26 protein-coding genes are annotated in these 26343 nt (G+C 71.0%); 12 read left to right on the top strand and 14 right to left on the bottom strand.

Annotation, left to right across the window (positions count from 1 at the left end; all coding sequences use genetic code 11):
• The first annotated feature begins 50 nt into the window (after positions 1–50).
• From KF737_RS04050 to KF737_RS04035, 4 genes are all read left to right on the top strand, one after another.
• A complete protein-coding gene (locus tag KF737_RS04050; protein ID WP_296450606.1) occupies positions 51–1298 on the top strand; it encodes a dicarboxylate/amino acid:cation symporter in 1248 nt (415 codons plus the stop codon).
• Positions 1299–1535: 237 nt separating this feature from the next.
• Positions 1536–2849 carry a bifunctional diguanylate cyclase/phosphodiesterase gene (locus KF737_RS04045; RefSeq protein ID WP_296450603.1) on the top strand — a complete coding sequence of 438 codons (1314 nt, stop codon included), beginning with the start codon at positions 1536–1538 and terminating at the stop codon, positions 2847–2849.
• A 255-nt stretch (positions 2850–3104) separates the two neighbouring features.
• Positions 3105–4031: a zinc metalloprotease HtpX gene (gene htpX / locus KF737_RS04040; RefSeq protein ID WP_296450601.1), complete on the top strand. Its 927-nt coding sequence runs from the start codon at positions 3105–3107 to the stop codon at positions 4029–4031.
• Position 4032: 1 nt separating this feature from the next.
• On the top strand, positions 4033–4416 hold the full coding sequence (locus KF737_RS04035) for a hypothetical protein (protein WP_296450598.1): 384 nt from the start codon (positions 4033–4035) through the stop codon (positions 4414–4416).
• A 141-nt stretch (positions 4417–4557) separates the two neighbouring features.
• On the opposite strand, the gene KF737_RS04030 is transcribed toward KF737_RS04035, so the two are convergent.
• A complete protein-coding gene (locus KF737_RS04030; RefSeq protein ID WP_296450597.1) occupies positions 4558–5529 on the bottom strand; it encodes a DUF6607 family protein in 972 nt (323 codons plus the stop codon).
• Between the two features lie 11 nt (positions 5530–5540).
• Entirely contained in the window at positions 5541–7739 is a 2199-nt protein-coding gene (locus tag KF737_RS04025) for a TonB-dependent hemoglobin/transferrin/lactoferrin family receptor (protein WP_296450595.1), read from the bottom strand.
• Positions 7740–8060: 321 nt separating this feature from the next.
• On the opposite strand from KF737_RS04025, the gene KF737_RS04020 reads away from it, so the two are divergent.
• A complete protein-coding gene (locus tag KF737_RS04020) occupies positions 8061–8504 on the top strand; it encodes an SRPBCC domain-containing protein (protein WP_296450593.1) in 444 nt (147 codons plus the stop codon).
• Positions 8505–8562: 58 nt separating this feature from the next.
• Positions 8563–8763 carry a hypothetical protein gene (locus tag KF737_RS04015; protein ID WP_296450591.1) on the top strand — a complete coding sequence of 67 codons (201 nt, stop codon included), beginning with the start codon at positions 8563–8565 and terminating at the stop codon, positions 8761–8763.
• 163 nt (positions 8764–8926) lie between these two features.
• Here KF737_RS04015 and KF737_RS04010 read toward each other — a convergent pair whose 3' ends face one another.
• The 7 genes from KF737_RS04010 to KF737_RS03980 all read right to left on the bottom strand — a co-directional run bounded on the left by KF737_RS04010 (position 8927) and on the right by KF737_RS03980 (position 14183).
• Positions 8927–9367, bottom strand: coding sequence for a hypothetical protein (locus tag KF737_RS04010; protein WP_296450589.1), 441 nt, complete (start codon positions 9365–9367; stop codon positions 8927–8929).
• Between the two features lie 11 nt (positions 9368–9378).
• Positions 9379–10176 carry a DUF4198 domain-containing protein gene (locus KF737_RS04005; protein ID WP_296450587.1) on the bottom strand — a complete coding sequence of 266 codons (798 nt, stop codon included), beginning with the start codon at positions 10174–10176 and terminating at the stop codon, positions 9379–9381.
• 106 nt (positions 10177–10282) lie between these two features.
• Complete coding sequence (locus tag KF737_RS04000; RefSeq protein WP_296450585.1) at positions 10283–11161, bottom strand: glycine/sarcosine/betaine reductase selenoprotein B family protein; 879 nt, start codon at positions 11159–11161, stop codon at positions 10283–10285.
• 43 nt (positions 11162–11204) lie between these two features.
• Complete coding sequence (locus KF737_RS03995) at positions 11205–11999, bottom strand: enoyl-CoA hydratase/isomerase family protein (RefSeq protein WP_296450583.1); 795 nt, start codon at positions 11997–11999, stop codon at positions 11205–11207.
• 233 nt (positions 12000–12232) lie between these two features.
• Complete coding sequence (locus KF737_RS03990; protein WP_296450581.1) at positions 12233–12859, bottom strand: carbonic anhydrase; 627 nt, start codon at positions 12857–12859, stop codon at positions 12233–12235.
• Positions 12859–13506, bottom strand: a complete 648-nt coding sequence (maiA, locus tag KF737_RS03985; protein WP_296450579.1) for a maleylacetoacetate isomerase — start codon at positions 13504–13506, stop codon at positions 12859–12861. Before maiA ends, KF737_RS03990 begins: the two co-directional genes overlap by 1 nt.
• Complete coding sequence (locus KF737_RS03980; protein ID WP_296450577.1) at positions 13503–14183, bottom strand: fumarylacetoacetate hydrolase family protein; 681 nt, start codon at positions 14181–14183, stop codon at positions 13503–13505. The genes maiA and KF737_RS03980 overlap by 4 nt, the downstream gene beginning before the upstream one ends.
• A 513-nt stretch (positions 14184–14696) precedes the next feature.
• On the opposite strand from KF737_RS03980, the gene KF737_RS03975 reads away from it, so the two are divergent.
• Positions 14697–15386 carry an AcvB/VirJ family lysyl-phosphatidylglycerol hydrolase gene (locus tag KF737_RS03975; protein WP_296450575.1) on the top strand — a complete coding sequence of 230 codons (690 nt, stop codon included), beginning with the start codon at positions 14697–14699 and terminating at the stop codon, positions 15384–15386.
• A gap of 17 nt (positions 15387–15403) precedes the next feature.
• Here the strand turns inward: KF737_RS03975 and KF737_RS03970 are convergent, their stop codons facing one another.
• Positions 15404–16192 (bottom strand): PEPxxWA-CTERM sorting domain-containing protein, encoded by a 789-nt coding sequence (locus KF737_RS03970; protein WP_296450574.1) that lies wholly within the window; start codon positions 16190–16192, stop codon positions 15404–15406.
• 182 nt (positions 16193–16374) lie between these two features.
• Here KF737_RS03970 and KF737_RS03965 point away from each other — a divergent pair, with 182 nt between their 5' ends.
• The gene (locus tag KF737_RS03965) at positions 16375–18156 is read left to right on the top strand and encodes a hybrid sensor histidine kinase/response regulator (RefSeq protein WP_296450572.1); all 1782 of its coding nucleotides are present in this window, start codon (positions 16375–16377) and stop codon (positions 18154–18156) included.
• On the opposite strand, the gene KF737_RS03960 is transcribed toward KF737_RS03965, so the two are convergent.
• A complete protein-coding gene (locus tag KF737_RS03960) occupies positions 18153–18767 on the bottom strand; it encodes a response regulator transcription factor (protein ID WP_296450570.1) in 615 nt (204 codons plus the stop codon). The genes KF737_RS03965 and KF737_RS03960 overlap by 4 nt on opposite strands.
• A gap of 230 nt (positions 18768–18997) precedes the next feature.
• Here KF737_RS03960 and KF737_RS03955 point away from each other — a divergent pair, with 230 nt between their 5' ends.
• On the top strand, positions 18998–20206 hold the full coding sequence (locus KF737_RS03955; protein ID WP_296450568.1) for a CaiB/BaiF CoA-transferase family protein: 1209 nt from the start codon (positions 18998–19000) through the stop codon (positions 20204–20206).
• Between the two features lie 40 nt (positions 20207–20246).
• Here the strand turns inward: KF737_RS03955 and KF737_RS03950 are convergent, their stop codons facing one another.
• A complete protein-coding gene (locus KF737_RS03950; protein WP_296450566.1) occupies positions 20247–21944 on the bottom strand; it encodes a lysine--tRNA ligase in 1698 nt (565 codons plus the stop codon).
• Between the two features lie 86 nt (positions 21945–22030).
• On the opposite strand from KF737_RS03950, the gene KF737_RS03945 reads away from it, so the two are divergent.
• Genes KF737_RS03945 through phnD form a run of 3 tightly spaced genes read left to right on the top strand, consistent with a single transcriptional unit; the run spans position 22031 to position 25297 of the window.
• A complete protein-coding gene (locus KF737_RS03945; protein ID WP_296450564.1) occupies positions 22031–23557 on the top strand; it encodes an alkaline phosphatase D family protein in 1527 nt (508 codons plus the stop codon).
• The gene (locus KF737_RS03940) at positions 23550–24308 is read left to right on the top strand and encodes a hypothetical protein (protein ID WP_296450563.1); all 759 of its coding nucleotides are present in this window, start codon (positions 23550–23552) and stop codon (positions 24306–24308) included. The genes KF737_RS03945 and KF737_RS03940 overlap by 8 nt, the downstream gene beginning before the upstream one ends.
• Complete coding sequence (phnD, locus tag KF737_RS03935) at positions 24305–25297, top strand: phosphate/phosphite/phosphonate ABC transporter substrate-binding protein (protein WP_296450561.1); 993 nt, start codon at positions 24305–24307, stop codon at positions 25295–25297. Before KF737_RS03940 ends, phnD begins: the two co-directional genes overlap by 4 nt.
• A gap of 162 nt (positions 25298–25459) precedes the next feature.
• Here the strand turns inward: phnD and KF737_RS03930 are convergent, their stop codons facing one another.
• A complete protein-coding gene (locus tag KF737_RS03930; protein ID WP_296450559.1) occupies positions 25460–25879 on the bottom strand; it encodes a PaaI family thioesterase in 420 nt (139 codons plus the stop codon).
• Between the two features lie 3 nt (positions 25880–25882).
• Positions 25883–26323, bottom strand: a complete 441-nt coding sequence (locus KF737_RS03925) for a PaaI family thioesterase (protein ID WP_296450557.1) — start codon at positions 26321–26323, stop codon at positions 25883–25885.
• Between the last annotated feature and the right edge of the window lie 20 nt (positions 26324–26343).

Raw genomic sequence — 26343 nt, 5'->3', positions numbered from 1 at the left:
GAAGCCCGGGTTCCCGGCGACAACTGCCCCCGAAATCTCCTGAGGTGTGCATGAACCGTCTCTTCACGTGGCTTGTCGTGGGCGCCATGGTGCTCGGCGTCCTGGCCGGCTGGCTGATCAACGTGAACTTCTCCGCCGAGCAGGCGAAGGAGGTGGCGGGCAACCTCTCGATCGTCACCGACATCTTCCTGCGGCTGATCAAGATGATCATCGCGCCACTGGTGTTCACCACCCTGGTGGCCGGCATCGCGCACATGGGCGACGCCTCGGAGGTGGGCCGGGTCGGCGTGAAGACCATCTTCTGGTTCATCTGCGCCTCGATCGTCTCGCTGCTCCTGGGCCTCGTCATGGTCCACCTGCTGCAGCCCGGCGTGGGGCTGCACCAGACCGCCGACGCCGGTGCGGCGTCCACGGCCGTCGACATGTCGAAGTTCACCCTGCGCGAGTTCGTGACCCACCTGGTGCCGTCGTCGATCTTCGACGCCATGGCCCGGAACGAGATCCTGCAGATCGTCGTCTTCTCGGTGTTCGTCGGCACCGCGGTCTCGGCGATCGACGACCGCGCGCCCGCCGTGCTGACCGCCGTCGAGCAGGGCGCGGCGATCATGTTGAAGGTCACCGGCTACGTCATGAAGACGGCCCCGCTGGCCATCTTCGCCGCGCTGGCCGCCTCCATCGCGACGCGCGGGATCGAGGTGATCTTCACCTATGCCCGGTTCGTCGGCGGCTTCTACCTGTCGCTGACCATCCTGTGGGGCCTCCTGATCCTCGCCGGGGTGATCATCGCGGGCCCGCGGGTGCTGAAGCTGATCGGCCAGATCCGCGCGCCGACCCTGCTCGCCTTCTCCACCGCGTCGTCGGAGGCCGCCTACCCGCGCACCCTGGAGGAGCTGCAGAAGTGGGGCATCAGCCGCAAGGTCGCCAGCTTCGTCCTGCCGCTGGGCTACTCGTTCAACCTCGACGGCTCGATGATGTACTGCACCTTCGCGACCCTGTTCATCGCGCAGGTCTACGGGATCGAGATGACCATCGCCCAGCAGATCACCATGCTGGGCCTGCTGATGGTGACGTCGAAGGGCATGGCCGGCGTGCCGCGGGCGTCGCTGGTGGTGATCGCCGCCACCCTCACCTACTTCGACCTGCCCGAAGCCGGCATCGCGCTGATCCTGGCCGTCGACCACCTGCTCGACATGGGCCGCTCGGCCACCAACGTCGTCGGCAACTCGGTCGCCAGCGCGGTCGTGGCCAAGTGGGAGAACGAGATCCAGGAGCCCGAGCCGGAGACGGCGCGGGCGTAGCCTTGCCTCCCCATCGCGGCAGCGATGGCGGGAGGGGGCGGTAAGGACAGGTACCCATTTTGGGGCGGCCGGGCGCGGCTTAACGGCCGTAAACCGTGTCGCTCAATGCGGCGTTAGGCTCGTCGGGGCAAGGGTCGAGGCTGTAGTTGGACCTTCGCAGCTCCGCCCTTGACGCACCCGTCGAACAGTCTCGCCGAGCTTGCCGCGCGCGTGGCCGAGCTGGAAGCGGAGCGCGCGATGACGTTGCGCCTGGCCCAGACGGACTCGCTCACCGGCCTGGTCAACCGCGGCGCCTTCACCTCGGGCCTCTGCGAGCGCCTGGAGGCCGCCCGCGACACCGGCGCCGGCGTGGCCCTCTTCGTCATCGACCTCGACCGCTTCAAGAGCCTGAACGACAGCCTGGGCCACCATGCGGGCGACCTGCTGCTGGCGGACCTGGGCCGGCGGCTGCGCGAGGACGCCGGTCCCGGCGAGCTGATCGCCCGCCTCGGCGGCGACGAGTTCGCCGTCATCTCCGACAACCCCGACGTGGCCGCCCGCGCCGAGCGCCTTGCCGCCGCCCTGAGCCAGCCCGCCGAGATCTACGGCCGGCAGGTCGCGCCCGGCGGTTCGATCGGCGTGGCGGTCTTCCCGCGCGACGCCCACGACGCGGCCGACCTGCAACGTTTCGCCGACATGGCCCTCTACCGCGCCAAGGCCCGCGGCGGCCGCGCCTGGTCGGCGTTCGACGCCGAGCTGCGCGCCGAGAGCGAGCATCGCCGGACCCTCGAAGCCGAGCTTCGCCGGGCCATCCCGGCGGGCGAGATCGTCCCCTGGTTCCAGCCCATCGTCGACGCCATGACCGGCCGCATGGTCGGGGTGGAGGTCCTGGCCCGCTGGAACCACCCCGAAAAGGGCCTGCTCGCGCCCGCCGCCTTCGTGCCGATGGCCGAGGAGCTGGGCCTGATCCGCGCGATCGACGAGACGGTCTTCGAAGCCGCCTGCGCCCGGACCGCGCCGTGGGTCGCCGAGGGCTGGATCGAGCTGGTGGCCTGCAACGTCAGCCCGCGCGACCTGCTCGACCCCGGCTTCTCACGCAAGCTGATCGGCCGCCTCGCGCAGACCGACCTGCCCGCCACGGCGCTGTGCGTCGAGATCACCGAGACCTTCCTGCTCTCGGACCTGGGCCTCGCGCGCCGGCACATCGAGCGCCTGGCCGCCAAGGGCGTGCGCGTGGCGCTCGACGACTTCGGCACCGGCTATTCCAACCTGCGCGCGCTGATGCACCTGCCGATCCAGACGGTGAAGCTGGACCGTTCGCTGATCGACGGCATCGGCCGCGACCCGCGGGTCTCCAAGCTGATCGCCTCCATGCTCCACGCCGCCCGCTCGCTGGGCGTGCGGATCACCGCCGAGGGCGTCGAGGACGAGGGCCAGGCGCTCTTCCTGCGCTCGGCCGGCTGCGACCGCATGCAGGGCTACTTCTTCGCCAAGCCCATGCCGGGCGAGGCCATGGAAACGCTCCTGCGAGAGGAGAACGCGCCCACGCCCCGGCTGGCCGTCGCGGGCTAGGACCCCGAAATAAGGGCGCCGCGCCCATCCTTCGGGCCTCCGCAAAGCGGAGGCTCAGTCATTTGAGAACCGCGGAATACGCGGAAGGACGCGGAAAGCGCAGGCCCTTCTTCCTTCCGCGCAATTCCGCGTATTCCGCGGTTCCCTGAATCGGACGGCGCCGCTTCGCGGCCTATCAGGATGGCCCACCTCTCGCACATTTCACCGTTCCATACGCGCTTGTATACGCGTATGCGCGGGACCATATTCCCGGCCATGCGCAACCACCTTCGCACCTTCATGTTGCTGGCCGTGATGACGGCCCTGTTCGCGGGCGTCGGCTACGTGGTCGGCGGGGCGGTCGGCATGGCCGTTGCGCTGGTCTTCGCGGGCGGCATGAACCTCGTCAGCTACTGGAACGCCGACAGGATCGTGCTCTCGATGTACCGCGCGACCGAGGTCGACGCCGGCCATCCCGAGCCGCTGATCCGCGCCTATGTGCAGGACGTCCACGAACTGGCCGCCTGCGCGAACATGCCCGCGCCCCGCGTCTACGTGATCGACCAGGACCAGCCCAACGCCTTCGCCACAGGCCGCGACCCGGACCACGCCGCCGTCGCCGCCACCCGCGGCCTGCTGCGGATGCTGGACCGCCGCGAGATCCGCGGCGTGATGGCCCACGAGCTCGCCCACGTGAAGCATCGCGACACGCTGACCATGACCATCACGGCCACCATCGCCGGCGCCATCGGCGCGCTCGCCAACTTCGCCTTCCTGTTCGGCGGCCGCGACGGCGAAGGCCGGCCCACCGGCATCGTCGGCATGATCGTGATGATGATCGTCGCCCCCATGGCCGCCGCCCTGGTGCAGATGGCCATCAGCCGCGGCCGCGAGTACGAGGCCGACCGCGAGGGCGCCGAGATGTCGGGCGATCCGCAGGCGCTGGCCTCGGCGCTGCAGAAGATCGACGCCTACGCCCGCGGCGGCTACGTCAACCCCGACGCGGAGCGCAATCCGGCCACGGCGCACATGTTCATCATCAACCCGCTGGCGGGCGGCGGCGCCGACAGCCTCTTCTCGACCCACCCGTCGACGGAGAACCGCGTCGCGGCCCTGATGGGCCACGCGCGCCGCCTGGGCGGCCGGCGCGAGACGGCCGTCCCGGTCACGGCCGAGGCCCGCCGCATCGGCCCCTGGTCGTAGGTTGCAGGCCCTGATCACCTGGGCGGGCCGGGCCGCCCTCCTGGGCGTTCTGGCCGTCGCCTTCGCCGGCGCGATCGACCCGCACCACGACGCCCGGCGCAACGCCCCGCCCGCCGACGTGGTCGAGCACGTGGCCTACGGCTACCTGCTGACGGTCCTGACCATCGCCTCGCTGCCCCGCGCCAGCCCATGGCTGATCGGCGCCGGCTTCCTGGGCGTCGCCATGGGCTTCGAACTCATGCAGGCCCTTGGCCTCGTCTCGGGCACGTTCCAGTGGAAGGACGTCGCCGCCAACATCGCCGGCGTCGCCGCCGCCCTGGCGCCGTTGGCGCTGGCCGATCGCCTCGCCCCCCGAGAGCGGAGCGAACGGAGAGGGAGAGGGTAGGGAGAGGGCGGCGCCGCCCTGGGAGCTTCCCGGGCGGCTGCCCGAGGATCATCGAGGAACCGCCCGGCATCTGGCAAGCCGAGCCGCCCTCTCCCTGCCCTCTCCCTCTCTTCGCGCCTGCGGCGCTCGGGGGAGAGGAGTCTACCGCGACGCCAGGGGGCGGGCCTTTTCCGCGCCGGCGATCAGGGCCTTCGCCTCGGCCGAGGCCTTGGCGACGTCCATCTTGCCCTCGGCGATCTCGTCGGCCAGGCCCATCAGCTTCGGGCCCGTCACCGACCCGTTCTGCGCCTCCTCGGTCACGCGCACGCCGCCGTCCTTGGCGATCGCCGCGTCCCAGGCCGTCCGCACGTCGGCCCAGTAGCCCTTGGTCCTGGCCCAGTAGTCGTCGGCCGCCGCCACCGGGTAGCCGTTGAACTTCTCGTAGGTGTTGACCACCACCTCGTGGACGTAGGTGACGGGCTTGCCGTCGCGCTCGCCCACCTTGGCGTTGTCCTGCTCATGCACCCAGCCGGTCGGCGTCAGCGCGTGGCGGTTGACGCCCACGTACCAAGTGTAGATCGGGTGTCGCACCGCGTCGCGCCGGGCCAGCGGCCGCAGCGTCTCGTCGCTCTGCCAGCGGGCCACGCCGTGGTCGTAGGCCCACTTGCCGACGCCGCCGTAGCGCGGGGAATCGTCGGTCTGCCAGACCGTCTGCGACCAGGCGCCATTGCGCTGCGCAGCCGGCACGGCCTTCAGCACCCAGCGGCCGGCGCTCTCATAGACCACCACCCTGGCCGGCTGGAACGTCCAGTCCTGGCGCCAGTGCTTCACCACGACCGGCTTCTTGTCCTCGCCCTCGACCACCAGCATGTGCTGCAGGCTGATGAAGTCGCCGCGGTCCTCGATCACGCGGACCGACTCGTAGCCGCCGCTGCGCTTCGGCTCGAGCGGCTTGTAGTCGCTGACGAACGGCACGGTCTCGCGCATGTCGAAGCGGACCTTGTAGTCCCCCGCCATCGCCAGGATCGAGGCGCGGTCCTGCTCGGGCGGCTTGCCCGCGGCGGCGGCCGGCAGGGCGTAGGTCACCGCGAATGCGGCGGTGAGGGCGAGGCAGGTGCGGCGGGAAGCGGTCATGGCCATGTCCATCAGAAGTCGTAGGTCAGCGAGACGGAGACGTTCCGCCCGGGCTGGGTGTAGGCGTCGCGGCTGACGGCGGTGGAGGATAGCCCTCGAACGTCGCTCCAGTAGGCGTATTTCTCGTCGGTCAGGTTGAAGAGGCCGCCGCGGACGGTGACGTCGTCGGTCACCTTCCAGAAGGCGGTGACGTCGAAGACCGTGAAGGCGCCCGGCCGATAGCACGAGGGGGCGCAGGCGACCGCGATCCGGCTCGCCGCTTTGCGCTCGGAATGCACGGCCGCCAGTTCGCCGCCGAACCGGCCGTCGGGCGCACGCCAGCTCACGCCCGCGCTCACCTTCACCGGATCGACCGAATCCAGCGGCGCCTTGGCCGGGGTGTAGCTGTCGCCCTTGGCGTAGCCGATGCCGGCGAAGCCGCCGAACCCGGCGCCGAACTGCGCCCGGGCCCGGGCCTCGACCCCGTGGATCTTCACCTTCGTCAGGTTCACGAACTGGAAGACGCCGGGGTCGGTGGGCGCGAAGGTCCCCGACACCTGCAACTGCTCGATGAAGTTCCTGTACTCGGCCGTGAAGCCCACGATCTCCACCGACCACGTCGGCGTCACCCAGCGCGCGCCGGCCTCGAACGCCTCGCTGGTCTCGGGCTTCAGGTCGGGGTTCGGGATCGAGCGGTAGTTCTGGATCGGGTTCGAGAAGGCGTTGTTCACCTGGCTGGGCGACGGCGCGCGGAAGCCGCGGCTGTAGTTGGCGAAGAGCCGCGTCTCCTCCGTCGGCTTGAAGACCAGAGCCAGCTTGGGCGACAGCCGGTCGCCGTCCGAGCCCGCCGGGACCAGGCCGCCCAGCAGCGCGTCGGCCTTGGGGTTCAGCTTGTAGCGGTCCCAGCGCAGCGCCGGATAGAGCGTCAGCCGCCCGTCCATGAACGCGATCTCGTCCTGCACGAACACGCCCAGCAGCGTGTAGTCCGTGGTCGGGAAGGCGCGCGTGGGGAAGGCCTCGCCCGCCGGCGGGACCGTGCCGTCGCGCACCCCCGTCTGCCGTGTCTTCGAGACGTCGACGCCGTAGATCAACTGGTGCCTGGCCGCGCCGGTCTCGAAGCGGCTCTCCAGCTCGGCCGCGAGGCCGTAGACCCGGTTGTCGAAGGTGGTGAGCCGCGTGCGGTCGGCGGCGGTGTTGCGGTCCTCGGCGGTGAACTGGACCGTGGTGCTCTTCTGCCAGTAGGCGGTCCAGGCGATGCGATCGACGGGGCCTTCGCCGATCGTCCAGCGCTGGTCCAGGCCAACCCGGCTGCGCTCGGTCTCGTCGGCGGCCTTCAGGCGCAGCACGCTGGTGGTCGCCAGCGGCGGCTTGGCGATCCCGCTCAGCACGTCGGCCTTCACGTTGCGGTCGAAGTGTTCGGCGGTCAGCCGGAGGCGGTTGTCCTCCGAGATCGCATAGACCAGCTTGCCCAGCACCGAGCGGGTCAGGAAGTCCTGCGGGTTGGCGGTCGTCCGGTCGCTGTTGGCCGACTCGTTCTTCCCTTTCGTCTCCTGTGCGTCCCCCTCGCGGTAGGTGTAGGCGACCATGGCCGAGAGCTGCCCCTGCCGTCCGGCGAAGACGGCGGTCGCGCCCGCGCTGTCGTCGGCCGAAGCCGCGAAGCCGCGCACGCGACCGCCGAAGGTCCGGTCGCTGTCTGTGGGGAGGAAATCGACCGGATCCTTGGTGGTGAAACTGACCGCGCCCGCCACGCCGTCCGAGCCGTAGAGGGCCGACGCCGGCCCGCGCAGGATCTCCACCCGCTTGATCAGGTCGAGGTCCTGGTAGTCGCCGCGGCCCACGGCCTGGGCGCCGAAGGTGAAGCCGTCGGGCAGGCGCACGCCGTCCATCTGGATCAGCACGCGGTTGCCTTCGAGGCCGCGGATGTTGAAGCCGGAGTTGCCGTCGCGCCCCGTCGTGCCCAGCGCCGCGCCGAACCGGGCCGGGCCCGAGCGCACGCTGACGTTCGGCTCGAACTTGATGACGTCCTTGATGTCGGCGCTCAGCCGGTCCTCGAGCTCGCCCGCGTCGATCACGCTGACGGTGGCGGGGACCTCGCTCGCGGGCTTCTCCGTGCGCTCGGCGATCACGGTCAGCGGATCGACGGTGACGGCCGCATCGTCGGCCCCCGCGGCGCGCGCGACGCCTGCGGCGAGCACGAGCAATGAACCGGCGGCGAACAGACCCGGACGCATCAGTGGCGATCTCCCAACTCGAATGTGACCGCCTATTATTGCGAATGATTCGCAGAATCAATCGCAATGGAAAAAGAACCGTCGCGGCGTGACGTCATGCCGGCTTGGCGACAATCCGCCGCGGGGCTACGGTCAAGCTGCACCCAAAAGTCGCCGCGTTCGGGACAGACCCTCCCCTACGGTTGAACCGGGTCGCACGTTCTGGGGGAAAGTTCTGGAATTTCAGCGAATCGACGCAACCTCCGCGATTGGAAGGGGCGCATCCAAACGTCGGGCGACAATGGTTTCCACGGGGTGTGCCGGCCCCAAACGAGAAAGAGCATGAGCAAGCCCATGCCGGTCCTGAAACGCAGTCTCGAGATCGATGCGCCCCCGGGGGAAGTCTGGCGCGTCCTCACCAACCCGGAGCTGGTCCGCGAGTGGGCCTCGGCCTACCTGGACGGCATCTCCATCCGCACCTCCTGGCGCGAGGGCGACAAGATCACCTGGAAGGCCCCCGACGGCGTCACCCGCTCTTGCGGCACCGTCGCGGCGTTCAAGCCGGAACGGCTCCTCAGGCTGGACTACCCGGACGATCCGCGCGGCCCGTTCTCGGACATCTTCGAGATCGCGGCCAACGGCAACGACCGGACCACCCGGCTCGAGTTCACCACGGGCCCGCTCGCCGAGGTCGACCTCGCGGCCCTCGAAGGTCCGACCGACGAGGCTATCCGCGAGATCAAGAGCCTGGCCGAGGAGTCCGCCCAGATCCACGGCGTCCGCTGAGGCGCCGCTGCGATCCGATTGGACATCCGCGCGACGGATCGGGCAATGTCGCGTCGACATGCCTGACGAACGCAAGAACGACCGGTACGCGGTGCGCCGTGACGCCAAGGGCTTCACCACCTTCGTGATCTTCACCGGCGAGCCGGCGATCGTCGGCGGCGTGCCCCAGACGGGCCTCTCCGAGGACGACGCGAAGCACATGGCCGGCGTCCTCAACACCCAGTCCCGGCGCGGCGACTCCTCGATGCGGAAGGGCTGACCGCGGCCTGAGTCCGGATTTCATCCAGGACGTCATGGCCCGGCTTGTCCGGGCCACCTATTGGGCTGTGAGCCGGACGTCTTCGTCCACAGCGCCAGATCGGAGGCTCCGAGCCCAATGGATCCCCCGGACAAGCCGGGGGATGACGAGCACAGGGGTGGACCTAGTGGCTCTGGGCGGTGTCGGCGCTGTCGACCACGCCGTCGCCGTTGGTGTCCAGGCGGCCGAAGGTGCGGGCCGCCACGGCGTCGTACTCGGGCTCCCGCATCCTGCCGTCCTTGTCGGCGTCGATGACCCCGAACCGCACCCGCGCCTGGTCGATCTGGCGCTTGCGCATCGCCGCGAGCTCGGCGTCGAGCCGGGCTGCGTACTCCGCCACATACTCCGCCTCGTCGACGACGCCGTTCCGGTCGGTGTCGGTGCGCACGAAGTCGGCGTGGCGCTTGGCCTCGTACTCGGCGCGGCTGACCTTCCCGTCGAGGTCGGTGTCGTAGGCCTTCATGAATTCGACCTTGCTGTGGCCGCGGGCGGGCTCCTCCTGAGCGAGCGCGAGGCCGGGCGCGGCGGCGATCAGGGCGGCGAGGGCGAAGAGGCGGGCGTTCACGGACAGAGCTCCTATCGCAGCACTTCGAAGGTGAGCGAGGTGGTGTAGCTGCGCATCTCGGTGGCCGACCCGGGCGGCGCGGGCGCCGCGTGGCGGGCCATGATCAGGTAGGTCCCCGGCCGGTCGAAAGTGAGCTTCAGCGTCCCGTCCGCGCCGGTCCTGGCGACCTTGTGGAACTTCGGGTCCTCGAACGCGCCGCCCTCGCGGTCCAGCTCGATCTCCTGCCCGGCCGCCGGCGCGCCGTCGAAGGCCACCGTCACCGTCAGCGGCTTGTCGAGGTAGATCTCGTTCGGGTGGACGCCGGTGCGGATCGTGAGGCGCCCGGACGGCGCGTCGACGGCGGCGCGTGTCGGCGCGCCCTTGGTCACGTAGACCTCGGCGACCGTCACGGTCTGGCTGCTGCGCGTCTGGGCGCCGGCGGGGGGCGCTTCGCCGGGCTCCAGCGGCCGCCATTCGCCCTTCTCCAGCACCTGCTTGCCCACGCGGCCGACGCGCTCGCCCGTCGTGAACCGGTAGGTGCCGGCCTCGGCCACGTCGCTCTCCAGGATGGTGACCTGCCGGAAGGGCGCGATCCTGTCGTAGGCGTCGCGCCGCCCGTCGGGCCGCAGCAGGTGGAAGTCGTCCGACGTCACCGCCACCTCGGGCCGGAAGAACTGCCGCTCGGCGAACGAGGCCTCCAGGGTCACCACCTCGTCGCGGCCCGGCGCGAAGGTCGAGGGCAGGAGGTACGATGTGTGCGCCGCCGCACCGCCCGCACCGGCCAGCGTCGCCGCCGCGAGGAGCCACGCGATCCCTGCCCTGTCGACCATGATCCACCCGTTCCAGCCGGCCGCGGCCGCGCGGCGCGTTCGTCCGGGCTGGCTAGCAACCTTCGCAGGCAGTTGCAACTGACTCGCATTCGCGAGAGAGCGCCGCTCAGCGCAGCTTCGCCGCCACCGCCAGCCCGGCCTTGTGCGCCTCGCGGGCGCGGGCGAGGTCGTCCGCCGTCAGGCCCTCCAGGCCCAGGTAGTCCCGCTTCCAGCCGGGCGTGGGCCAGCCGATCGCGTTCACCGCCGTCGTCCGCGGGCCCGTCGCCGTCTCCAGCAGCGAGAGCGCCGCCGCCAGCGTCGCGTCCTGCGAGGCCACGTCGCCCGGCAGCCCGGCCGCATTGCCCAACGGCACGTCGCTGAACAGGAACCGCGGCGCGCCGCAGCGCTCGACGATGTCCTTCGCCGCGCCCATCACCACGGTGGCGATCCCCGCCGCCTCCAGCGCCCGCGCGATCAGGCTCATGGACTGGTGGCAGACGGGGCAGTTGGCCACCAGCACCGCCGCGTCCGCCCCGTCCTCGCGCACCCGCCGCACCGCTTCGGGCGCGTCGACCTCGATCGTCGTCCGCTGGCTGCGGTTGGTGGGCGCGCCGTGGAACCGCGCCGCCACCGCCCCGATCCGCCCGGCCGCCGCGGCGCGCCGCAACGCCGGCAACGGGAACCAGCAGTTCTGGTCGTCGGACAGGTGCGCCCGGTCCACCGCCACATGGCTGACCCGCAGGTCGTGCTCGCCCGCCGCGTCACCGGAATAGACCGCGTAGAACTTCGCCGCGGCGTTGTAGGGCGCGTCCGCCCCCTGCGGCCCCAGTTCCGGCCGATAAGGCGCCGCCGTCGTCAGCAGCGCCACCGTCGCCCGCGCCAGCGGCCGCCCCAGCGGGGCGAACGGAACCTCCTCGAACTGCGCATACCGATACGGCGGATACCCCAGCGCGCCGTACCAGGCGTGGGTCCGCGCGATGTAGTCGATGGGCGGATCGTCCATCATCGCTCGCATCCTGCCCCCGCTCGCAGCGGCGCCGGCGCGCCGCCTACTTCCCCACGAACACCGGCTTGCGCTTCTCGAAGAAGGCCTGGCGGGCCTCCTTGGCGTCCTCGCTCGAGAAGGCGATGCGGATGTTGCCGACCTCGTAGCGGAGCTGGGCCTCCATGTCGTGGCTCTCCATCGCCTTCAGCAGCCCGCGCTTCAGCAGCCGCAGCGTGATCGGCGACCAGGCGCACAGGCTCTCGCAATATTCCGCCAGCCGCGCCTCGAACCTGTCGTCGTCCACGACCTCGCCGGCCATGCCCCAGTCCAGCGCCTCGGCGCCGGTGACGGTGCGGTTCTCCATCATGAACCGCAGCGCCTTCTCGTAGCCCATGGTCTGCGGCAGCGTGATGGTCAGCCCCGCGTCGGGCGACCCGCCGATCCGCGTGTAGCCCGCCATCAGCCGCGCGCTGGACGCGATCAGCCGCACGTCGGTCGACATGGCCAGGCCCAGGCCTGCGCCCACCGCCACGCCGTTGATCCCGCCCACCACCGGCTTGTCGCAACGCTTGCGCATGGCCAGCAGGAAGTTGCCGACCCAGCCGATGTCGTCGAGCTGCCGGTCCATCGCCGACTTCGGCGAGAACTGCGGCGGATTGGTCAGGTCCAGCCCGGCCGAGAAGGCGTCGCCCGTGCCGGTCAGCGCCACCACCCAGACGTTGTCGTCCGTCGCCGCCGCGTCGATGGCGCCGATCACGCCCCAGGCCAGCTCGGTCGACAGCGCGTTCTTGTTGCGCGGGCTGTTCAGCCGGATCGTCCGCACATGGCCGGCGTCCGTCACTTGCACCAGGTCAGACATCGTCCCCTCCGTTTGGTGTTCGGCGGCACCGTACGCGCCGCCCCCGCCCCTGTGAAGCGGAGTCTGGATTCCGCTTTGGACGATCCAGGACCAACCCGCCTCCAGCTCAGAGGATCTCCCTTCCTCCTCGACGGAGGAAGGGCCGGGGATGGTGGTGTGCGCAGGACTTTACCGGCCGGCCGTGAGAGGCGCCGTCTGCCGTAGCGCCGCAGTCACACCACCAACCAACCCGCCTAGCCGATGTACTCGTCGAGGTCTTCGGGGCCGGCGACGGTGACGCCGAGGTCGGTGACGATGCCGGTGCCCAGGGTGTAGACCCAGCCGTGGACGCAGAGCGGCTGGCCACGCTTCCAGGCCTCCATGACGAAGACGTCGGAGGCGACGTTCCTCACCTGGCGGATGACGTTCAGCTCGACCAGGCGGTCCCACTTCTCGCGCTCGCCGGGCAGCGCCTCGATCTCGTGGCGGTGCTCGTGATGCACCTCGCGGATCGGGTGCAGCCAGTGGTCGACCATGCCGCGCCGCTGGCCGTCGACCGCCGCGGCCACGCCGCCGCAGCCGTAGTGGCCCACCACCAGGATGTGCTTCACCTTCAGCACCTCGACCGCGAACTGGAGCACCGACAGGTAGTTGGCGTCCTGCGGCGGGGCGAGGTTGGCGACATTGCGGTGGACGAAGAGCTCGCCCGGATCGAGGCCCACGATCTCGTTGGCCGGCACGCGGCTGTCGGAGCAGCCGATCCACAGGTACTCCGGCGCCTGCTGGCCCTCCAGGCGCTTGAAGAAGCCGGGGTCGGCGGCGACCTTGCCGGCCGCCCAGGCCTTGTTGCGGACCTTCAGGTCTTCGAGCGTCTTCGGCATCAGGCGGGGACCGCGTCGGGTTGCTGGTTCGGATGGGCGGCGATGAAGGCCGGGTGCTGGTTGGCGCGCTCGGCGACGCCGACGATGGCCGGATAGGGCGTGACGTCCAGACCGAAGCGGTGCGCCGAATAGACCTGCGGGATCAGGCAGCAGTCGGCGATGGTGGGCTGGTCGCCGAAGGCGAAGCGGCCGGCGTACCGGGCGATCAGCGGCTCCAGCGCATCGAAGCCGTCGCGGATCCAGCCCTGGATCCAATCGGTCGCGATCACGTCGTCGGGCACGCCGAGCTTCCGCAGCTTCGCGCCGATCCGGGTGTTGTTCGCGGGATGGATGTCGCAGGCGATGATACCGGCGATGCGACGGACCATGGCGCGCTCAAGCGGCGTCCTCGGCAGCAGGGGCGGCTCGGGGACCGTCTCTTCCAGCCACTCCAGGATGGCGAGGCTCTGGGCCAGGATCGTGCCGTCGCCGAGGTCGAGCGCCGGGACGAGACCCTGCGGATTGACCGCGCGATAGGCGGCCTGGCGCTGGTCGCCGGCGACCAGGTCGAGCGCGGCGTAGTCGTAGGCGCAGCCCTTGAGCTTGAGGCCGATGCGCACACGGTAGGCCGCGCCGGCGCGCCAGCCGGAGTAGAGGGTCCAGGTCATGGGGCCACCGTGAAGCCGATCCGGCCGACGCCCTCGACCTCGCCCTCGACCACATCGCCGGGGACGAGCGGGCCAACGCCCTCAGGCGTGCCGGTGTAGATCAGGTCGCCGGGCGCGAGGGTCCACAGCTTCGAGGCCTCCGCGACGATCTCGGCGACGTTCCAGATCATGTCGGCGACCTGGCCCTCCTGTCTCACGGTCCCGTTCACCGAGATCCAGATGCGGCCGGCGGGCGGTTGGTTCCCGCGGCGGATCGCGGAGATCGGCGCGGAATCGTCGAACGCCTTGCCGGCGTCCCAGGGATGGCCCTTGTCCTTGGCTGCGTTCTGCAGGTCGCGGCGGGTAAGGTCGACGCCGACGGCGTAGCCGAAGACGAGGGCGAGCGCGTCGCCGGGGCTCACGTCGCGGCCGGCGGCGCCGATGGCCACCACGAGCTCGATCTCGTGGTGCAGGTTCTTCGTCCGCGGCGGATAGGCCGGGTCGCGCCCCGGCGTCACGATCGCGTCGGCAGGCTTGGTGAAGAAGAAGGGCGGCTCGCGGCTGTCGGCCCCCATCTCGCGGGCGTGGGCGGCATAGTTGCGCCCCACGCAGAGGATCCGGCGGACCGGAAATCCTCCCGCTTCGCCCTCGACGGGCACGACGGGGACGGGCGGCGGCGCAATCGCGAACTCGGCCATGGCGCGCCGTTTAGGCCCATGGCCCCGCGAAGTGAACCCCACCCTACGGAAACCTCCGCGGGGGAAGGTCTCGGTGCGCTCGGCCAGCGCGGCGTCGGGCGCGCTCCCGTCGCGTCTCAAAAATCTGTCGGATGCCGGCTAGACCATTCGGCGCTTAGGTAGGTCCGAGGTCGGGAAGCCGAATGGTCTGTTCTCAAGCAAAGGTCTTGAGCCTTCGACGGTTCAAGTGAACCGTCGAAGGCTCAAGAAGCTGTTAGGGACTGAGGCTGGTCGGCGAGAGGCAGCAAAGCCCTCTCCCCCTTGCGGGGAGAGGGTTTGGGAGTGGGGGTGTCGGCGCAGCGCTCCAAGGCGAGCACCCCCACCCCTGGCCCCTCCCCGCAAGGGGGAGGGGAAGCTGTGGGAGATGTTTATCCAGAGTTTCAATCTCTTATTCCGGCTCGTGAGTGCCGTCTGAAAGACCTCAGTTCCTAACAGTCTCTAGGCGGGTGACGGACGCCGCCGGTATGGGGAGGGATGCGCAAAGCCCTCCTCACCGCCCTCGCCCTGGCCCTGACCGCCACGACGTGCGCGGTCGCCGGCCCGTCGTGGCGGGCGCGCGTCGGTGACGCGCGGGAGGCCGTGGTCGCGCCCGGCGACACGCTGGCGGTGATCTACTCCGGCGACGGCGGCTGGGGGCCGCTGGACGCGCGGCTGGCGCAGGGCTTGGCGCGGCGCGGCGTGCCGGTCGTCGGCTACAACTCGCCGCTCTACTTCTGGACCGCGCGGACGCCCGAGCGCGCCGCCTCGGACCTGGCGGAGACCCTGCGGCGGCAGATGGGGGCCTGGAACCGCGACCGCGTGGTGCTGATCGGCTATTCGTTCGGCGCCGACGCCCTGCCCGCCATCGTTCCGCACCTGCCGCCCGACCTGCGCGAGCGGGTGCGGCTGGTGGCGCTGGTCGGCCTGGGGCCGCGCGGCGACCTGTCGTTCCGTCCGACGAGCTGGCTGGGCCGGCTTTCGCCGGAGGCGTTCGCGACCGAGCCCGCGGTGGCGGCGCTGAGGGGCTGGCCGCTGCTGTGCGTCTACGGGACCGGCGAGCGGGCCTCGGCCTGCCCGGACCTGCCGCCCGACCTGATCCGTCGCGTCGCCCTGGCCGGCGGCCACCACTTCGATGGCCACTACGGCAGGCTGACCCGCGCCGTCCTCGACAACCTGCCGCCCTGATGGACCGGCGCCCCCGCCTACGACCCGTGGCGGAGGATCGGCTGCATGCGGCGGCGGCGCAGCGCGCCGCCCGCCAGGGCGAAGCCGCCGATCACGAGCGCCCAGGTCGACGGCTCGGGCACGCCGGCGCTGACGATCCCGATCGAGAAGTTGTCCGCGCGCAGGTCGCCGGCCGACGCAAGCTCCACCGGAGCGCCGTTGCCGTCCACCGCCCCCGACGCGCGCATGGCGAACCCGAAGGTGATGGCGCTGCCGGCGTAGTCGAGGCCCGTCTGCGTGCCCGCGGCCCCGAAGTCGTTCGGGTCGAACAGCTTGAAGTCGCTGGCCAGGATGCCGGCCTGGCTCAGCGTGTACCAGCCGCCGCCCGGCATGTTGAACGGCCCGAAGACGAAGATGCTCTGGTAGAGCGCGCCGTCCTGCTCGGCGAGGATGCGGAGCGAATAGCTGCCGACGTTGCTCGGCAGACCATCCACCGAGGGGTCGAAGTAGCGGTCGAGCGAGGCCGACAGCGACGTGATCGCGCCGCTCACGGTCGGGTCGTAGACGAACGTGGTGTTCAGCGCGGTGAAGAGGGCCCCGGCCGCGTTCGCGCCGCTCGCCGCGTAGGTCCCCTGCAGGGCCGTGCCGGGGTTCCCGGACGAGGTCTGGGTCAGGGTCGTGGCGACGCCGGCGCCGGCGTACGACGTCAGCACGTAGTCCGACGTGTCGAAGGTCGTGTCGGTATAGGTCGCCGCCGTGGCGGGGGCCGCGAGGAGGAGCGCGACCGCGGCGATCGCCGCACGGTCTCTGACGGACGCGAAACTCATAACCTGTCTCCATCGACAAACAGACTGGATGGCGATGTTAGCAATCCTGAAGTCGATCCAGAATTGGACCGAGGTCTCGGGACCCGTCCTAAGACCTCGATCTCTTGATTCGTTCGTCCGATATATTGACGGAGGCGCGCCCCTCTGAATGATCGCCAAGGAAACGTCAGGGTGAGGCTTAGGTGGCGACGCTCGGAGTTGCTTCGGTTCAGACAAGCCCGAGCGACCGGGAACGCGGCGAGCTGATCCGCGGCCTCTACCGGCACATCCCGGTCGTCGTGCTCTGCATGTTCTTCGGCGCCTTCGCGACCTGCGTGGGCATGGTCTACCTCGCGCCGGACCGCCGCCCGCAGATCGAGGCCTGGTTCGCGATCAGCGTGGCGGTGGCCGCCTGGCAGCTCGGCCTGTGGGCCTGGCGCGGGAAGGCGGGCATCGCCGACGCGGACTGGCGGGTCTGGGCGCGCCGGCTGATCCTGGCGTCGTTCGCCGACGGCGTGCGCTGGGGCTTCGCGACCCTCTGGCTCGCGGCGGGCGGCGCGGCGGACCAGATGATGTGGGTGTGCATGGTGGCGGGGGGCGCCGCCTGCGCGTCGGTGGCGGCGCTGGGCAGCTACTACCCGGCCTACTACGCGCTGCTGTTCCCGGCGATCGTGCCCTACATGCTGCGCGCCATGACCCTGAACGACCCGCGCTACTGGGGCGTGGCGCTGCTGGGCGGGGTGGTCCTGATCGGCATGGCGTGGCTGGGGCGGTTGCAGAGCCGCACGCTGGCCGGGGCGCTGCGCCTGCGTTTCGAGAACCTGGACCTGGCCGAGGACCTGCGCCGCCAGCGCGACCTGGCCGAGCAGGCCAACCTCGCCAAGGCCCGCTTCCTGGCCGCCGCCAGCCACGACCTGCGCCAGCCGATGCACGCGCTCGGCATGTTCGCCGCCGCCCTGGGGCGCGGGCGGCTGCGGGCGGAGGACGCCGGTCTCGTCGACCGCATCCAGGAGACCGTCGAGGCGATGGACGGCCTCTTCGAGAGCCTGCTCGACATCTCCCAGCTCGACGCGGGCGCCACGCAGCCGCAGGTCCGCGCCGTCCCGATCCAGCCCCTGCTGGCCCGCATCTGCGCCGAGCAGGCGGCCGAGATCCGCGACCGCCCGATCCGCCTGCGGACCGTGGCGTGCGGTGCGACGGTCGCGACCGATCCGGTCCTGCTGGAGCGGATGCTGCGCAACCTCGTCTCGAACGCCGTGCGCCATACCGGGTCCGGCCGCGTCCTGGTCGGATGCCGCCGGCGCGGCGCGCGGCTCACCGTCGAGGTGTGGGACACCGGTCCCGGCATCGCGCCCGACCAGCAGGCGCGCGTGTTCGAGGAGTTCGTCCAGTTGGCCAACCCCGAGCGCGACCGCGCCAACGGCCTGGGCCTGGGTCTCGCGATCACGCGGCGGCTGGGCGACCTGCTGGACTGCCCGGTCACGCTCAGCTCGGAGCCCGGGCGCGGCTCGATGTTCGCGGTCTCGGTCCCCCTGGCGTCGGCGGCCGCCGTTCCGCCGGTCGCCGACGCGGCGCCCGCCCTGATCGCGGGCGGGGTGGTGTTCGTGGTCGACGACGACGCGCTGGTGCGCGAGAGCACCGCGCGGCTGCTCACCGCCTGGGGCTACGACGTGGTGACCGGCGGATCGGCCGAGGCGGCGCTGGCCGCCGCCCGGCGCCGCACGCCCGACCTGATCGTCTGCGACTGGCGGCTGCGCAACGGGGAGACGGCGCCCGACGCGATCGCCCGGATCCGCGCGGCCGGCGACGGCGAGGCGCCTGTCCTGATCATCACCGGCGACATCGGCGCGGACCAGCTTCGCGCCATCCACGCCACGGGCTTCAGCCTGCTGCACAAGCCCGTCGCCCCCGCCCGGCTGCGCGCCGCGGTCGGCAACCTCATCCGCGAGCGCGCCGTCGCGGAGACCGCGGCCGCGGCAGGCTAGATCAGCCCCGCCGCCCGGGCCGACCGGACCGCGCCGACGCGGTCGTCCGCCGCCATGGCGCGCAGCACGCCGGTCACATGCGCCTTGATGGTCTTCTCCGAGACGCCCATGCGGTACGCGATCACCTTGTTCGACAGTCCCTCGCCCAGGTGCCGCAGCACCTCGGCCTGGCGGTGGGTGAGGTTCGAACCGCCCGGCGGCGGCGCGGGTGCGTCGGCGTCGGGCGCGCGCAGCACCAGCGACGGGACGAAGGTCTCGCCCCGCAGCACCAGGCTGACCGCGGCCAGCAGGGTCTCAGCGGTCGCCGACTTCGGCACATAGCCCAGCGCGCCGGCCGCGAAGGCGCGCCGCGCCAGGGCCGGGTCCTCGGACGCGCTCAACACGATCACGGGCAGCGTCGGGCGCTGGCGGCCGAACTCGCGCAGGGCGGCGATGCCGTCCATGCCGGGCATCGAAAGGTCGAGCAGGACGACGTCGAGGTCGTCGTTGGCGGCCGAGAGATCGAGCGCCTCGGCGCTGTGGCGGGCCTGGAGCACCGTCGCGCCGCCGGCCTCCCGCTCCAGCAGGGCCGAAACGCCCTGTCGGACCAGCGCGTGGTCATCGACGATCATGATCTTCATCATGCGCTCGGAACGCCCCACTCGCCGACGGCCTGACGGTTCGCAAGGGGATTGTGCATCACGGCGCCGATGCAGGCTACCGCATGCGCGCCGTTGGGGAATTGGAGGCCGGCCGGCGTTGCATCGGTGGACTAGGGGGCGTCCGCCCACATCCATGATTTGACGCGCCGCAAACCTAAACGGGCTTCACGACGGCGCGTCCGGGCCGCTAAGGCGTGGGCATGACCGAGACCGCACCCGCAGGCCCGCTCTCCGACCTCGTCGTGATCGAGATGGGCACGCTCATCGCCGGCCCCTTCTGCGGCCAGATCCTGGGCGACTTCGGCGCCGAGGTGATCAAGATCGAGGACCCCAGGACCGGCGACCCGATGCGCCAGTGGGGCCGCAGCCTGCCCAAGGGCCTGTCGCCCTGGTGGCCGGTGATCGGCCGCAACAAGAAGTCGGTGGGCATCGACCTGCGCAAGCCCGAGGGCCAGGCGCTGGCGAGGGCGTTGATCAGCAAGGCCGACGTCCTGATCGAGAACTTCCGGCCGGGCGCCATGGAGAAGTGGGGGATGAGCTACGAGGCGCTCTCCGCCATCAACCCACGGCTGATCATGGCCCGCGTCTCGGGCTTCGGGCAGACGGGCCCCTATGCGCAGCGCGCCGGCTACGGCCTGATCGGCGAGGCGATGGGCGGCCTGCGCCACGTGACCGGCGAGCCCGACCGGCCGCCGGCGCGGGCGGGCATCTCGATCGGCGACAGCCTGGCGGCCATGCACGCGGTCATGGGGATCACCATGGCGCTGCACCACCGCGAGCGGACCGGCCAGGGCCAGGTGATCGACGCGGCGCTGTACGAGAGCGTGCTGGGCGTGATGGAGAACCTGATCACCGAGTACGACATCACCGGCTACACCCGCGAGCGGTCGGGTTCGGTGCTGCCGGGCATCGCGCCGTCGAACGCCTACCCCTGCAGGAACGGCCAGATGATCCTGATCGGGGGCAACGGCGACAACGTCTACGCGCGCCTCACCGAGGCGATGGGGCGACCCGACCTGAAGACCGACCCGAAGTTCGTGGACCACGCGAGCCGCGGCGTGAACCAGACCGAGCTGGACGGGATCATCGCGGCCTGGACGTCGACCCACGACCTGGGCGACCTGCTGGCGCTGCTGGAGGCGAAGGGCGTGCCGTGCAGCCGGGTCTACCGCGCGCCCGACATGCTGGAGGATCCGCAGTTCGCGGCGCGGGACTCGATCGTGACGGTCGACCACGGCGTCTTCGGCCCGATCCGCATGCAGAACGCCTTCCCGAAGCTGTCGGCGACGCCGGGGCGCGTGCGCTGGCCGGGGCCGGCCCTGGGCGAGCACACCGACGCGGTGCTGGCCGAGCGCGCCGGCCTGTCGTCGGCCAGGCTCAAGGACCTGCGCGCCGCCGGCGTGCTCTGAAGCGCGCCAGCGCACTTCCGCGTTCTTCCGCGGTTCTTCCTCAGGCGGCGACCAGCTCGCCGGCCAGGGCGCGCTCGATGAGGTCGATGGTGCGGTCGACGCCGAAGATGGCGACGAAGCTGCCGAACCGCGGCCCCTGGCTCTGGCCCAGCAGCACCTCGTAGAGGGCGCTGAACCAGGCGCGCAGCGGCTCGAAGCCGGCGGCCTTGCCGACCTCGAACACCTCGTTCTGGATCGCCTCGGCGTCGGCGCCGGCGGGCAGGTCCCTGAGCTTCGCGACCAGCGCCTCCATCGCCGCGCGCTCCTGATCGGTGGGCGCGCGGAAGCGCTTCGCGGGCTTCACGAAGTCCTCGTAGTAGTTGATCGCGTAGCCGGCGAGCCTGTCGAGCAGCGGCTCGCTCTCGGGCGTCGCGCCCGGCAGGTAGCGCGCGATGAAGGCCCACAGCAGGTCCTTGGTCGAGGCGTCGGCGGCCGAGACCAGGTTCAGCAGCAGCGAGAAGCTGACCGGCGAGCCCTTCGCCGGCGGGTCGCCCCGGTGGACGTGCCAGGCCGGGTTGTCGAGCTGGGCGGCGTTGTCCCCTTCCGCCTTCTTGCGGATCAGCGCGTCGAGCTGCTGCAGGTACTCGTCGGTCGCCTTCGGGATCACGTCGAAGAAGAGCCGCTTCGCCGACTTCGGCGACTGATACATGTAATAGGTCAGACTCTCGGGCGCGCCGTAGCGCAGCCACTCCTCGATGGTCAGGCCGTTGCCCTTGGACTTCGAGATCTTCTGGTTGTTCTCGTCCATGAAGAGCTCGTAGTGGAAGGCCTCCGGCGGCTCGGCGCCCAGCGCCTTCACGATGCGGTTCGAGACGCGCACCGAATCCACCAGGTCCTTGCCCGAGGCCTCGAAGTCGACCTCCAGCGCCGTCCAGCGCGCCGCCCAGTCGGGCCGCCATTGCAGCTTGACGTGGCCGCCGGTGACGGGGACCTCGGTCAGCGTCCCGTCCTCGTCGGGGAAGGTGATCGTGCCCTTCTCGACGTCTCGGGCCACGGTCGGCGCCTGCAGCACCCGGCCGGTCTTCGGGCTGATCGGCAGGAAGGGCGAGTAGGTGGCGCGCCGCTCCTCGCCCAGCGTCGGCAGCATGATCGCCTGGACGGCGTCGAAACGGTCCAGGATGCGCAGCAGCACCTCGTCGAACCGGCCCGACTTGTAGGTCTCGGTCGAGCTCATGAAGGTGTACTCGAAGCCGAAGCCGTCGAGGAACGCGCGCAGGCGGGCGTTGTTGTGCGCGCCGAAGCTCTCGTGCTCGCCGAACGGGTCACGGACGGACGTGACGGGCTTGTCGCGATCCTCCTCCAGCATCTCGCGGTTGGGCACGTTGTCCGGGATCTTCCGCAGCCCGTCCATGTCGTCGGAGAAGACGATGAGCTGGGTCGGGATCGCGTCCTCGGTCAGCGCGCGGAAGGCGTTGCGCACGATGGTCGGCCGGGTCGCCTCGCCGAAGGTGCCCAGGTGCGGCAGGCCGCTGGCGCCATAGCCGCACTGGAAGACGACGGGCTTCTGGAGCGCCGGCAGGGCCTGGACGGCCTCGGCGAACTTGCCCTGGGCGAAGAGGGCCGCGGCGAGGTCGCGCTCGGCGTCGGTGAGGCGCAGGCGGGTGATGCGGTCGAGCAGCAGGCGCGCCTGTTCGAACGGCCAGCTCCTGGCCTCGCGCGCCTGGTGCGAGAGTCCTCGCAGGTCTGGGCCGGTCAACATAGCCGCGCGGCCTACAGCGCGCGCGGGACGGGTGCAACCGTCATCCCGTGAGGTCTAAGCTCGGCCGCGTTCCGAAGGAGAGGCCCATGACGTCGCGCCGCCACCTATTGACCCAGGCCGCATGGCTGGCCGGCCTGGCGCTGACGCCGGCGGCCTGGACCTCGGCCGCCGCCCAGGCGCGGATGGCCGACGATCCCTTCGGCGTCGGGATCGCCTCGGGCGAGCCGACCGCCGACGGCGTGGTCCTCTGGACGCGCATCGCGCCGAAGCCGCGCGAGCCGGACTACGGCATGGGCCGCGCGCCGGTGGTGGTGGCCTGGGAAGTCGCCGAGGACGACGCCATGGACCGCGTGGTCCGCAAGGGCGAGGCGCTGGCCGTGCCCGAGGGCGGCCACTCGGTGCATGTCGAGGTCGCCGGCCTGAAGCCCGACCGCGAGTACTTCTACCGCTTCCAGGCCGGCGGCCACGCGAGCCCGGTCGGGCGCACGCGGACGGCGCCGTTGGCCGGAGCGGCGGTGGAGAAGCTGACGCTCGCCTACGGGTCCTGCCAGAAGTACGAGGCCGGCTTCTATTCCGCCCACGCCGCGATCGCCCAGGAGCGGCCCGACCTGGTGCTGTTCCTGGGCGACTACATCTACGAGGGCGCCGCCACGAAGGGGGCGCTCCGGGCCCATCCGCCGACCGAGCCCGTCGACCTCGCCGGCTACCGCCAGCGCTACGCCTGGTACCGCGCCGACGCCGACCTCCAGGCCGCCCACGCCGCCGCGCCCTGGATGACGATCTGGGACGACCACGAGGTGGTCAACGACTACGGCGACGACCAGGACCGCTCGAACCCCGACCCGAAGACGTTCCTGCGCCGCCGCACCGCCGCCTACCAGGCCTACTTCGAGAACATGCCGCTGCGCCGCCGCCAGATCCCGGTCGGGCCCGACATGCAGCTCTACCGCGCGCTGGACTGGGGGAACCTGGCCCGCTTCAGCTTCCTCGACACCCGACAGGAGCGCGACCACCGCACCTGCGACGCCGTCTCCGACGGCAAGCGCATCCCCTACGACTGCCCCGACCGGACGAACCCGCGCCGCTCGCTGCTGGGCAGGCCGCAGGAGCGGTGGCTGCAGGGCCGGCTGAAGCAGAGCCCCGCGCGCTGGAACGTGCTGGCCCAGCAGTACCTGATGGGCGAGCTGAAGCTGGAGGACGGCCGCGTGTCCAACGACGGCTGGGACGGCTACGCCCAGACGCGGCGCCGCATCCTCGAAACCTGGCGCGACGCGAGGACGCCGAACCCGATCGCGCTGGGCGGCGACATCCACTGCTTCTTCGCGGGCGACCTCGGCCTCGCGCCCGGCCAGCCGATCGCCAGCGAATTCGTCGGCGGCTCGATCAGTTCGCTGGGCGCGGGCAACGAGGCGCTGGCCGCCGGCCTCGCGCGCAACCCGCACCTGAAGTATGCCGAGGGCCAGAGGCGCGGCTACGGCCGCGTCGAACTCACGGCCAAGGCCTGCGAGGTCACCTTCCGCGGCGTGGAGAACGCATTCACGCCCAAGTCGCCGGTCAATGACCTGGCCAGGTTCGTCGTGGAGGCCGGCCAGCCCGGATTGAAGCGTGCTTGAGATCCTCTTCGCCGCCGCCGTGACGCTGGCCCGCCTGCCCGCGCGGGAAGCCAACCAGGGCGTCGCCGTCGACGCCCACGCCATCTATGCGGTCGATAACTCTACCATCGCCAAGTACGACCGCAGGACCGGCAAGCGGGTGGGCGCGTTCGAGGGCGATCCGGGCAAGTTCCCGCACATGAACTCGTGCGCCGCGATCGGCCGCGAACTGGTGTGTGCGGCGTCGAACTATCCGGCCACGCCGATGGTCAGCCAGGTGGAGGTGTTCGACCCCCAGACGCTGGCGCACCTGCGCACCGTGCCGCTGGGCCAGCAACGCGGCTCGATCACCTGGGTCGACCGCCGGGAGGGCTCGTGGTTCGCGGGCTTCGCCAACTACGACGGCAAGGGCGGCGAGCCGGGCCGCGACCACCGCACCACCAAGGTCGTCCGCTTCGACGACCAGTGGCGGGCGCACGAGACCTGGACCTTCCCGGCCGACGTGCTGGCGCGGTTCGCGCCCCGGAGCAATTCGGGCGGGTCGTTCGGCGCGGACGGGCGGCTCTACGTCACCGGCCACGACCATCCCGAGCTCTACGTGCTCGAGGTCCCGAAGGGCGGCGGCGTCATGAAGCGCGTCGCGACCATTGCGATCCCCGTCAACGGCCAGGCCGTCGCCTTCGACCGCAGCGATGCGGGCGTGATGTTCGGGGTGAATCGGGCCAGCCGTGAGATCGTGGGGTTCCGGCTGCCGCCGGTGGAGGGGAAATGAACCGCAGACTGATCCTGGCGCTCGCCGCCGCGGCCTCGCTCGCCGCCTGCTCGCAGCCGGCCAAGGAGCCCGTGCGCAAGGAGATCGTCTTCTCGATCCTGTCGGCCGAGAGCCAGGCCAGCGCCGAGAAGGACTGGACGCCGTTCCTGGCGGACATGTCGAAGGCCCTGGGGCGGCCGGTGAAGGCCTTCTACGGCTCGAACTACACCGCCCTGATCGAGGCGATGCGCTTCCGGCAGACCGACCTCGGCTGGTTCACCAACCAGTCGGGCCTGGAGGCCGTGCGGCGTGCGAACGGGGTGGTCTTCGCGCGCTCCGTGAACCCCTCGGGCGTCGACGGCTACGAGGCGGTGATCATCGTCCGGAAGGGCTCGGGGCTGACCCTCGACAGGATCCTGGCGTGCGACAGGACCCTGAACTTCGGCATGGGCGACCCCAAGTCGACGTCGGGCACGCTGGCGCCGATGACCTACCTGTTCGCGCCGAAGAAGATCGACCCGGCGTCGTGCTTCAAGACCGTGCGCTCGTCCAACCACGAGACGAACCTGTTCTCGGTGGCGGGCGGGCTGCTGGACGCGGCCACCAACAACACCGCCTCGATGGAGCGGCTGGGCCTGCTGGACACCGACATCGCCCGGAAGACGATGCAGAACGTCGAGATCGTCTGGCGCTCGCCGCGCATCCCCGAGGACCCGATCGTCTGGCGCAAGGACCTCGACCCCGAGCTGGCCCGCCAGATCGCCGACTTCATGTTCGGCTACGGCGTCGGCGACACGCCCGAGGCCGCCCGCCAGCGCGCGGTGCTGGAGAAGATCCAGACGCTCCCGTTCAAGGCCGCCGACGACAGCCACCTCCTGCCCGTGCGCGAGATGGAAGCCACCGCCCAGCTCATCGAAGCCCGCAATCGCAAGGACGCCGCCGCTGAGCAGAAGGCGGAAGCCGCCCTGGCCGAGATCGCCAAGGAGCGCGCGGCGGCGCCCGCCAGCTAACCTTCACTCCGCACCCCCGCTCGTCATCCCCCGGCTTGTCCGGGGGACCCATTGGGCTGTGAGGCGAGTGCGCGTTCGCGGCGGTGCTGCTCCACATCGACCCAAAGTCACAGCCCAATGGGTGGCCCGGACAAGCCGGGCCATGACGATCAGGTTTGGGCGTCAGCCCTCGTTGCGCATCAGGAAGTGGCCGGTCAGGCCGGCGATGGGCTGGGCGCGGCTGTCCTGCCAGGCTTCGACCTGCACGTTGGCGACGCGGCGGCCGACCTTGCGCAGGATGGCGCGGGCGTAGGTGTCCTGGGCGCGGCCCGAGCGCAGGTATTCGACGGTGATGTCGATTGTCTTGGGCATGCGGCGGCCGGGGTCGGCCACTGCGAGCTGGGCCAGCGCCGTGAGCTCCAGGAAGGCCCCGATGGCGCCGCCGTGCAGCGCCGGCAGCATCGGGTTGCCGATCAGATGCCGGCTGAACGGCAGGATCGCCGTCATCTCGTCGCCCGCCAGTTCGACGCGCATGCCGAGGAAGCGGACGTAGGGCGCCCGCTGCAGGAAGGCGTCCAGGCTCTGGGTCGCGGCCTCGTCCATCGGTCAGCCCTTCAACGGCTGGGCGCGGGTGTTGAGCATGAACGCCGCCTGGGCCGTGGCCACCAGGTCGTTGCGGTCGGCGTCCCAGGCCTCGGCGCGGACGAAGCCCACGGTGCGGGTCAGGCGGTAGGCGTGGGCCTCGGCGGTCACGCCGCTCCTGGGCGCGGCCGGGCGCAGGTAGTCGATGCGCAGGTCCAGCGTCGCGATCGGGACCATCTCGCCCATGGCCGAATTGATCGCCAGGCCGCAGGTGTGGTCGATGAGCGCGGTGACGACGCCCGAGGCGATGACCTCCGTTTCCGGGTCGCCCACGAATTCCTCGCGCCACGGGGCCGACATCGTCCCGCGCCCCTTCTCGATCGAGACCAGGGTGAGGCCCAGCGCGTCGGCGTGCGGCGCCATCAGCGACCTCTCGGGCAGGGGTGTCGAATGGAAGTCGGACATGCTTCGGGTTGGCAGCGTCC

This window comes from Phenylobacterium sp. (assembly GCF_019636135.1).
GTDB lineage: Bacteria > Pseudomonadota > Alphaproteobacteria > Caulobacterales > Caulobacteraceae > Phenylobacterium.
The sequence above is the reverse complement of the archived record's forward strand: the minus strand, read 5'-3'. Positions and strand labels throughout refer to the sequence as shown.

Excerpts from the sequence above, each read along its gene's own strand:
- KF737_RS04030 (WP_296450597.1), bottom strand. The coding sequence starts at position 5,529 with ATGACCGCTTCCCGCCGCACCTGCCTCGCCCTCACCGCCGCATTCGCG.
- KF737_RS03925 (WP_296450557.1), bottom strand. The coding sequence starts at position 26,323 with ATGTCCGACTTCCATTCGACACCCCTGCCCGAGAGGTCGCTGATGGCG.
- KF737_RS03990 (WP_296450581.1), bottom strand. The coding sequence starts at position 12,859 with ATGCCGAAGACGCTCGAAGACCTGAAGGTCCGCAACAAGGCCTGGGCG.
- KF737_RS04045 (WP_296450603.1), top strand. The coding sequence starts at position 1,536 with ATGACGTTGCGCCTGGCCCAGACGGACTCGCTCACCGGCCTGGTCAAC.
- KF737_RS03955 (WP_296450568.1), top strand. The coding sequence starts at position 18,998 with ATGACCGAGACCGCACCCGCAGGCCCGCTCTCCGACCTCGTCGTGATC.
- KF737_RS04020 (WP_296450593.1), top strand. The coding sequence starts at position 8,061 with ATGAGCAAGCCCATGCCGGTCCTGAAACGCAGTCTCGAGATCGATGCG.
- KF737_RS03970 (WP_296450574.1), bottom strand. The coding sequence starts at position 16,192 with ATGAGTTTCGCGTCCGTCAGAGACCGTGCGGCGATCGCCGCGGTCGCG.
- KF737_RS04050 (WP_296450606.1), top strand. The coding sequence starts at position 51 with ATGAACCGTCTCTTCACGTGGCTTGTCGTGGGCGCCATGGTGCTCGGC.
- KF737_RS04005 (WP_296450587.1), bottom strand. The coding sequence starts at position 10,176 with ATGGTCGACAGGGCAGGGATCGCGTGGCTCCTCGCGGCGGCGACGCTG.
- KF737_RS03975 (WP_296450575.1), top strand. The coding sequence starts at position 14,697 with ATGCGCAAAGCCCTCCTCACCGCCCTCGCCCTGGCCCTGACCGCCACG.
- maiA (WP_296450579.1), bottom strand. The coding sequence starts at position 13,506 with ATGACCTGGACCCTCTACTCCGGCTGGCGCGCCGGCGCGGCCTACCGT.
- KF737_RS03995 (WP_296450583.1), bottom strand. The coding sequence starts at position 11,999 with ATGTCTGACCTGGTGCAAGTGACGGACGCCGGCCATGTGCGGACGATC.
- htpX (WP_296450601.1), top strand. The coding sequence starts at position 3,105 with ATGCGCAACCACCTTCGCACCTTCATGTTGCTGGCCGTGATGACGGCC.
- KF737_RS03960 (WP_296450570.1), bottom strand. The coding sequence starts at position 18,767 with ATGATCGTCGATGACCACGCGCTGGTCCGACAGGGCGTTTCGGCCCTG.
- KF737_RS03930 (WP_296450559.1), bottom strand. The coding sequence starts at position 25,879 with ATGGACGAGGCCGCGACCCAGAGCCTGGACGCCTTCCTGCAGCGGGCG.
- KF737_RS04015 (WP_296450591.1), top strand. The coding sequence starts at position 8,563 with ATGCCTGACGAACGCAAGAACGACCGGTACGCGGTGCGCCGTGACGCC.
- phnD (WP_296450561.1), top strand. The coding sequence starts at position 24,305 with ATGAACCGCAGACTGATCCTGGCGCTCGCCGCCGCGGCCTCGCTCGCC.
- KF737_RS03945 (WP_296450564.1), top strand. The coding sequence starts at position 22,031 with ATGACGTCGCGCCGCCACCTATTGACCCAGGCCGCATGGCTGGCCGGC.
- KF737_RS03980 (WP_296450577.1), bottom strand. The coding sequence starts at position 14,183 with ATGGCCGAGTTCGCGATTGCGCCGCCGCCCGTCCCCGTCGTGCCCGTC.
- KF737_RS03950 (WP_296450566.1), bottom strand. The coding sequence starts at position 21,944 with ATGTTGACCGGCCCAGACCTGCGAGGACTCTCGCACCAGGCGCGCGAG.
- KF737_RS04025 (WP_296450595.1), bottom strand. The coding sequence starts at position 7,739 with ATGCGTCCGGGTCTGTTCGCCGCCGGTTCATTGCTCGTGCTCGCCGCA.
- KF737_RS04000 (WP_296450585.1), bottom strand. The coding sequence starts at position 11,161 with ATGATGGACGATCCGCCCATCGACTACATCGCGCGGACCCACGCCTGG.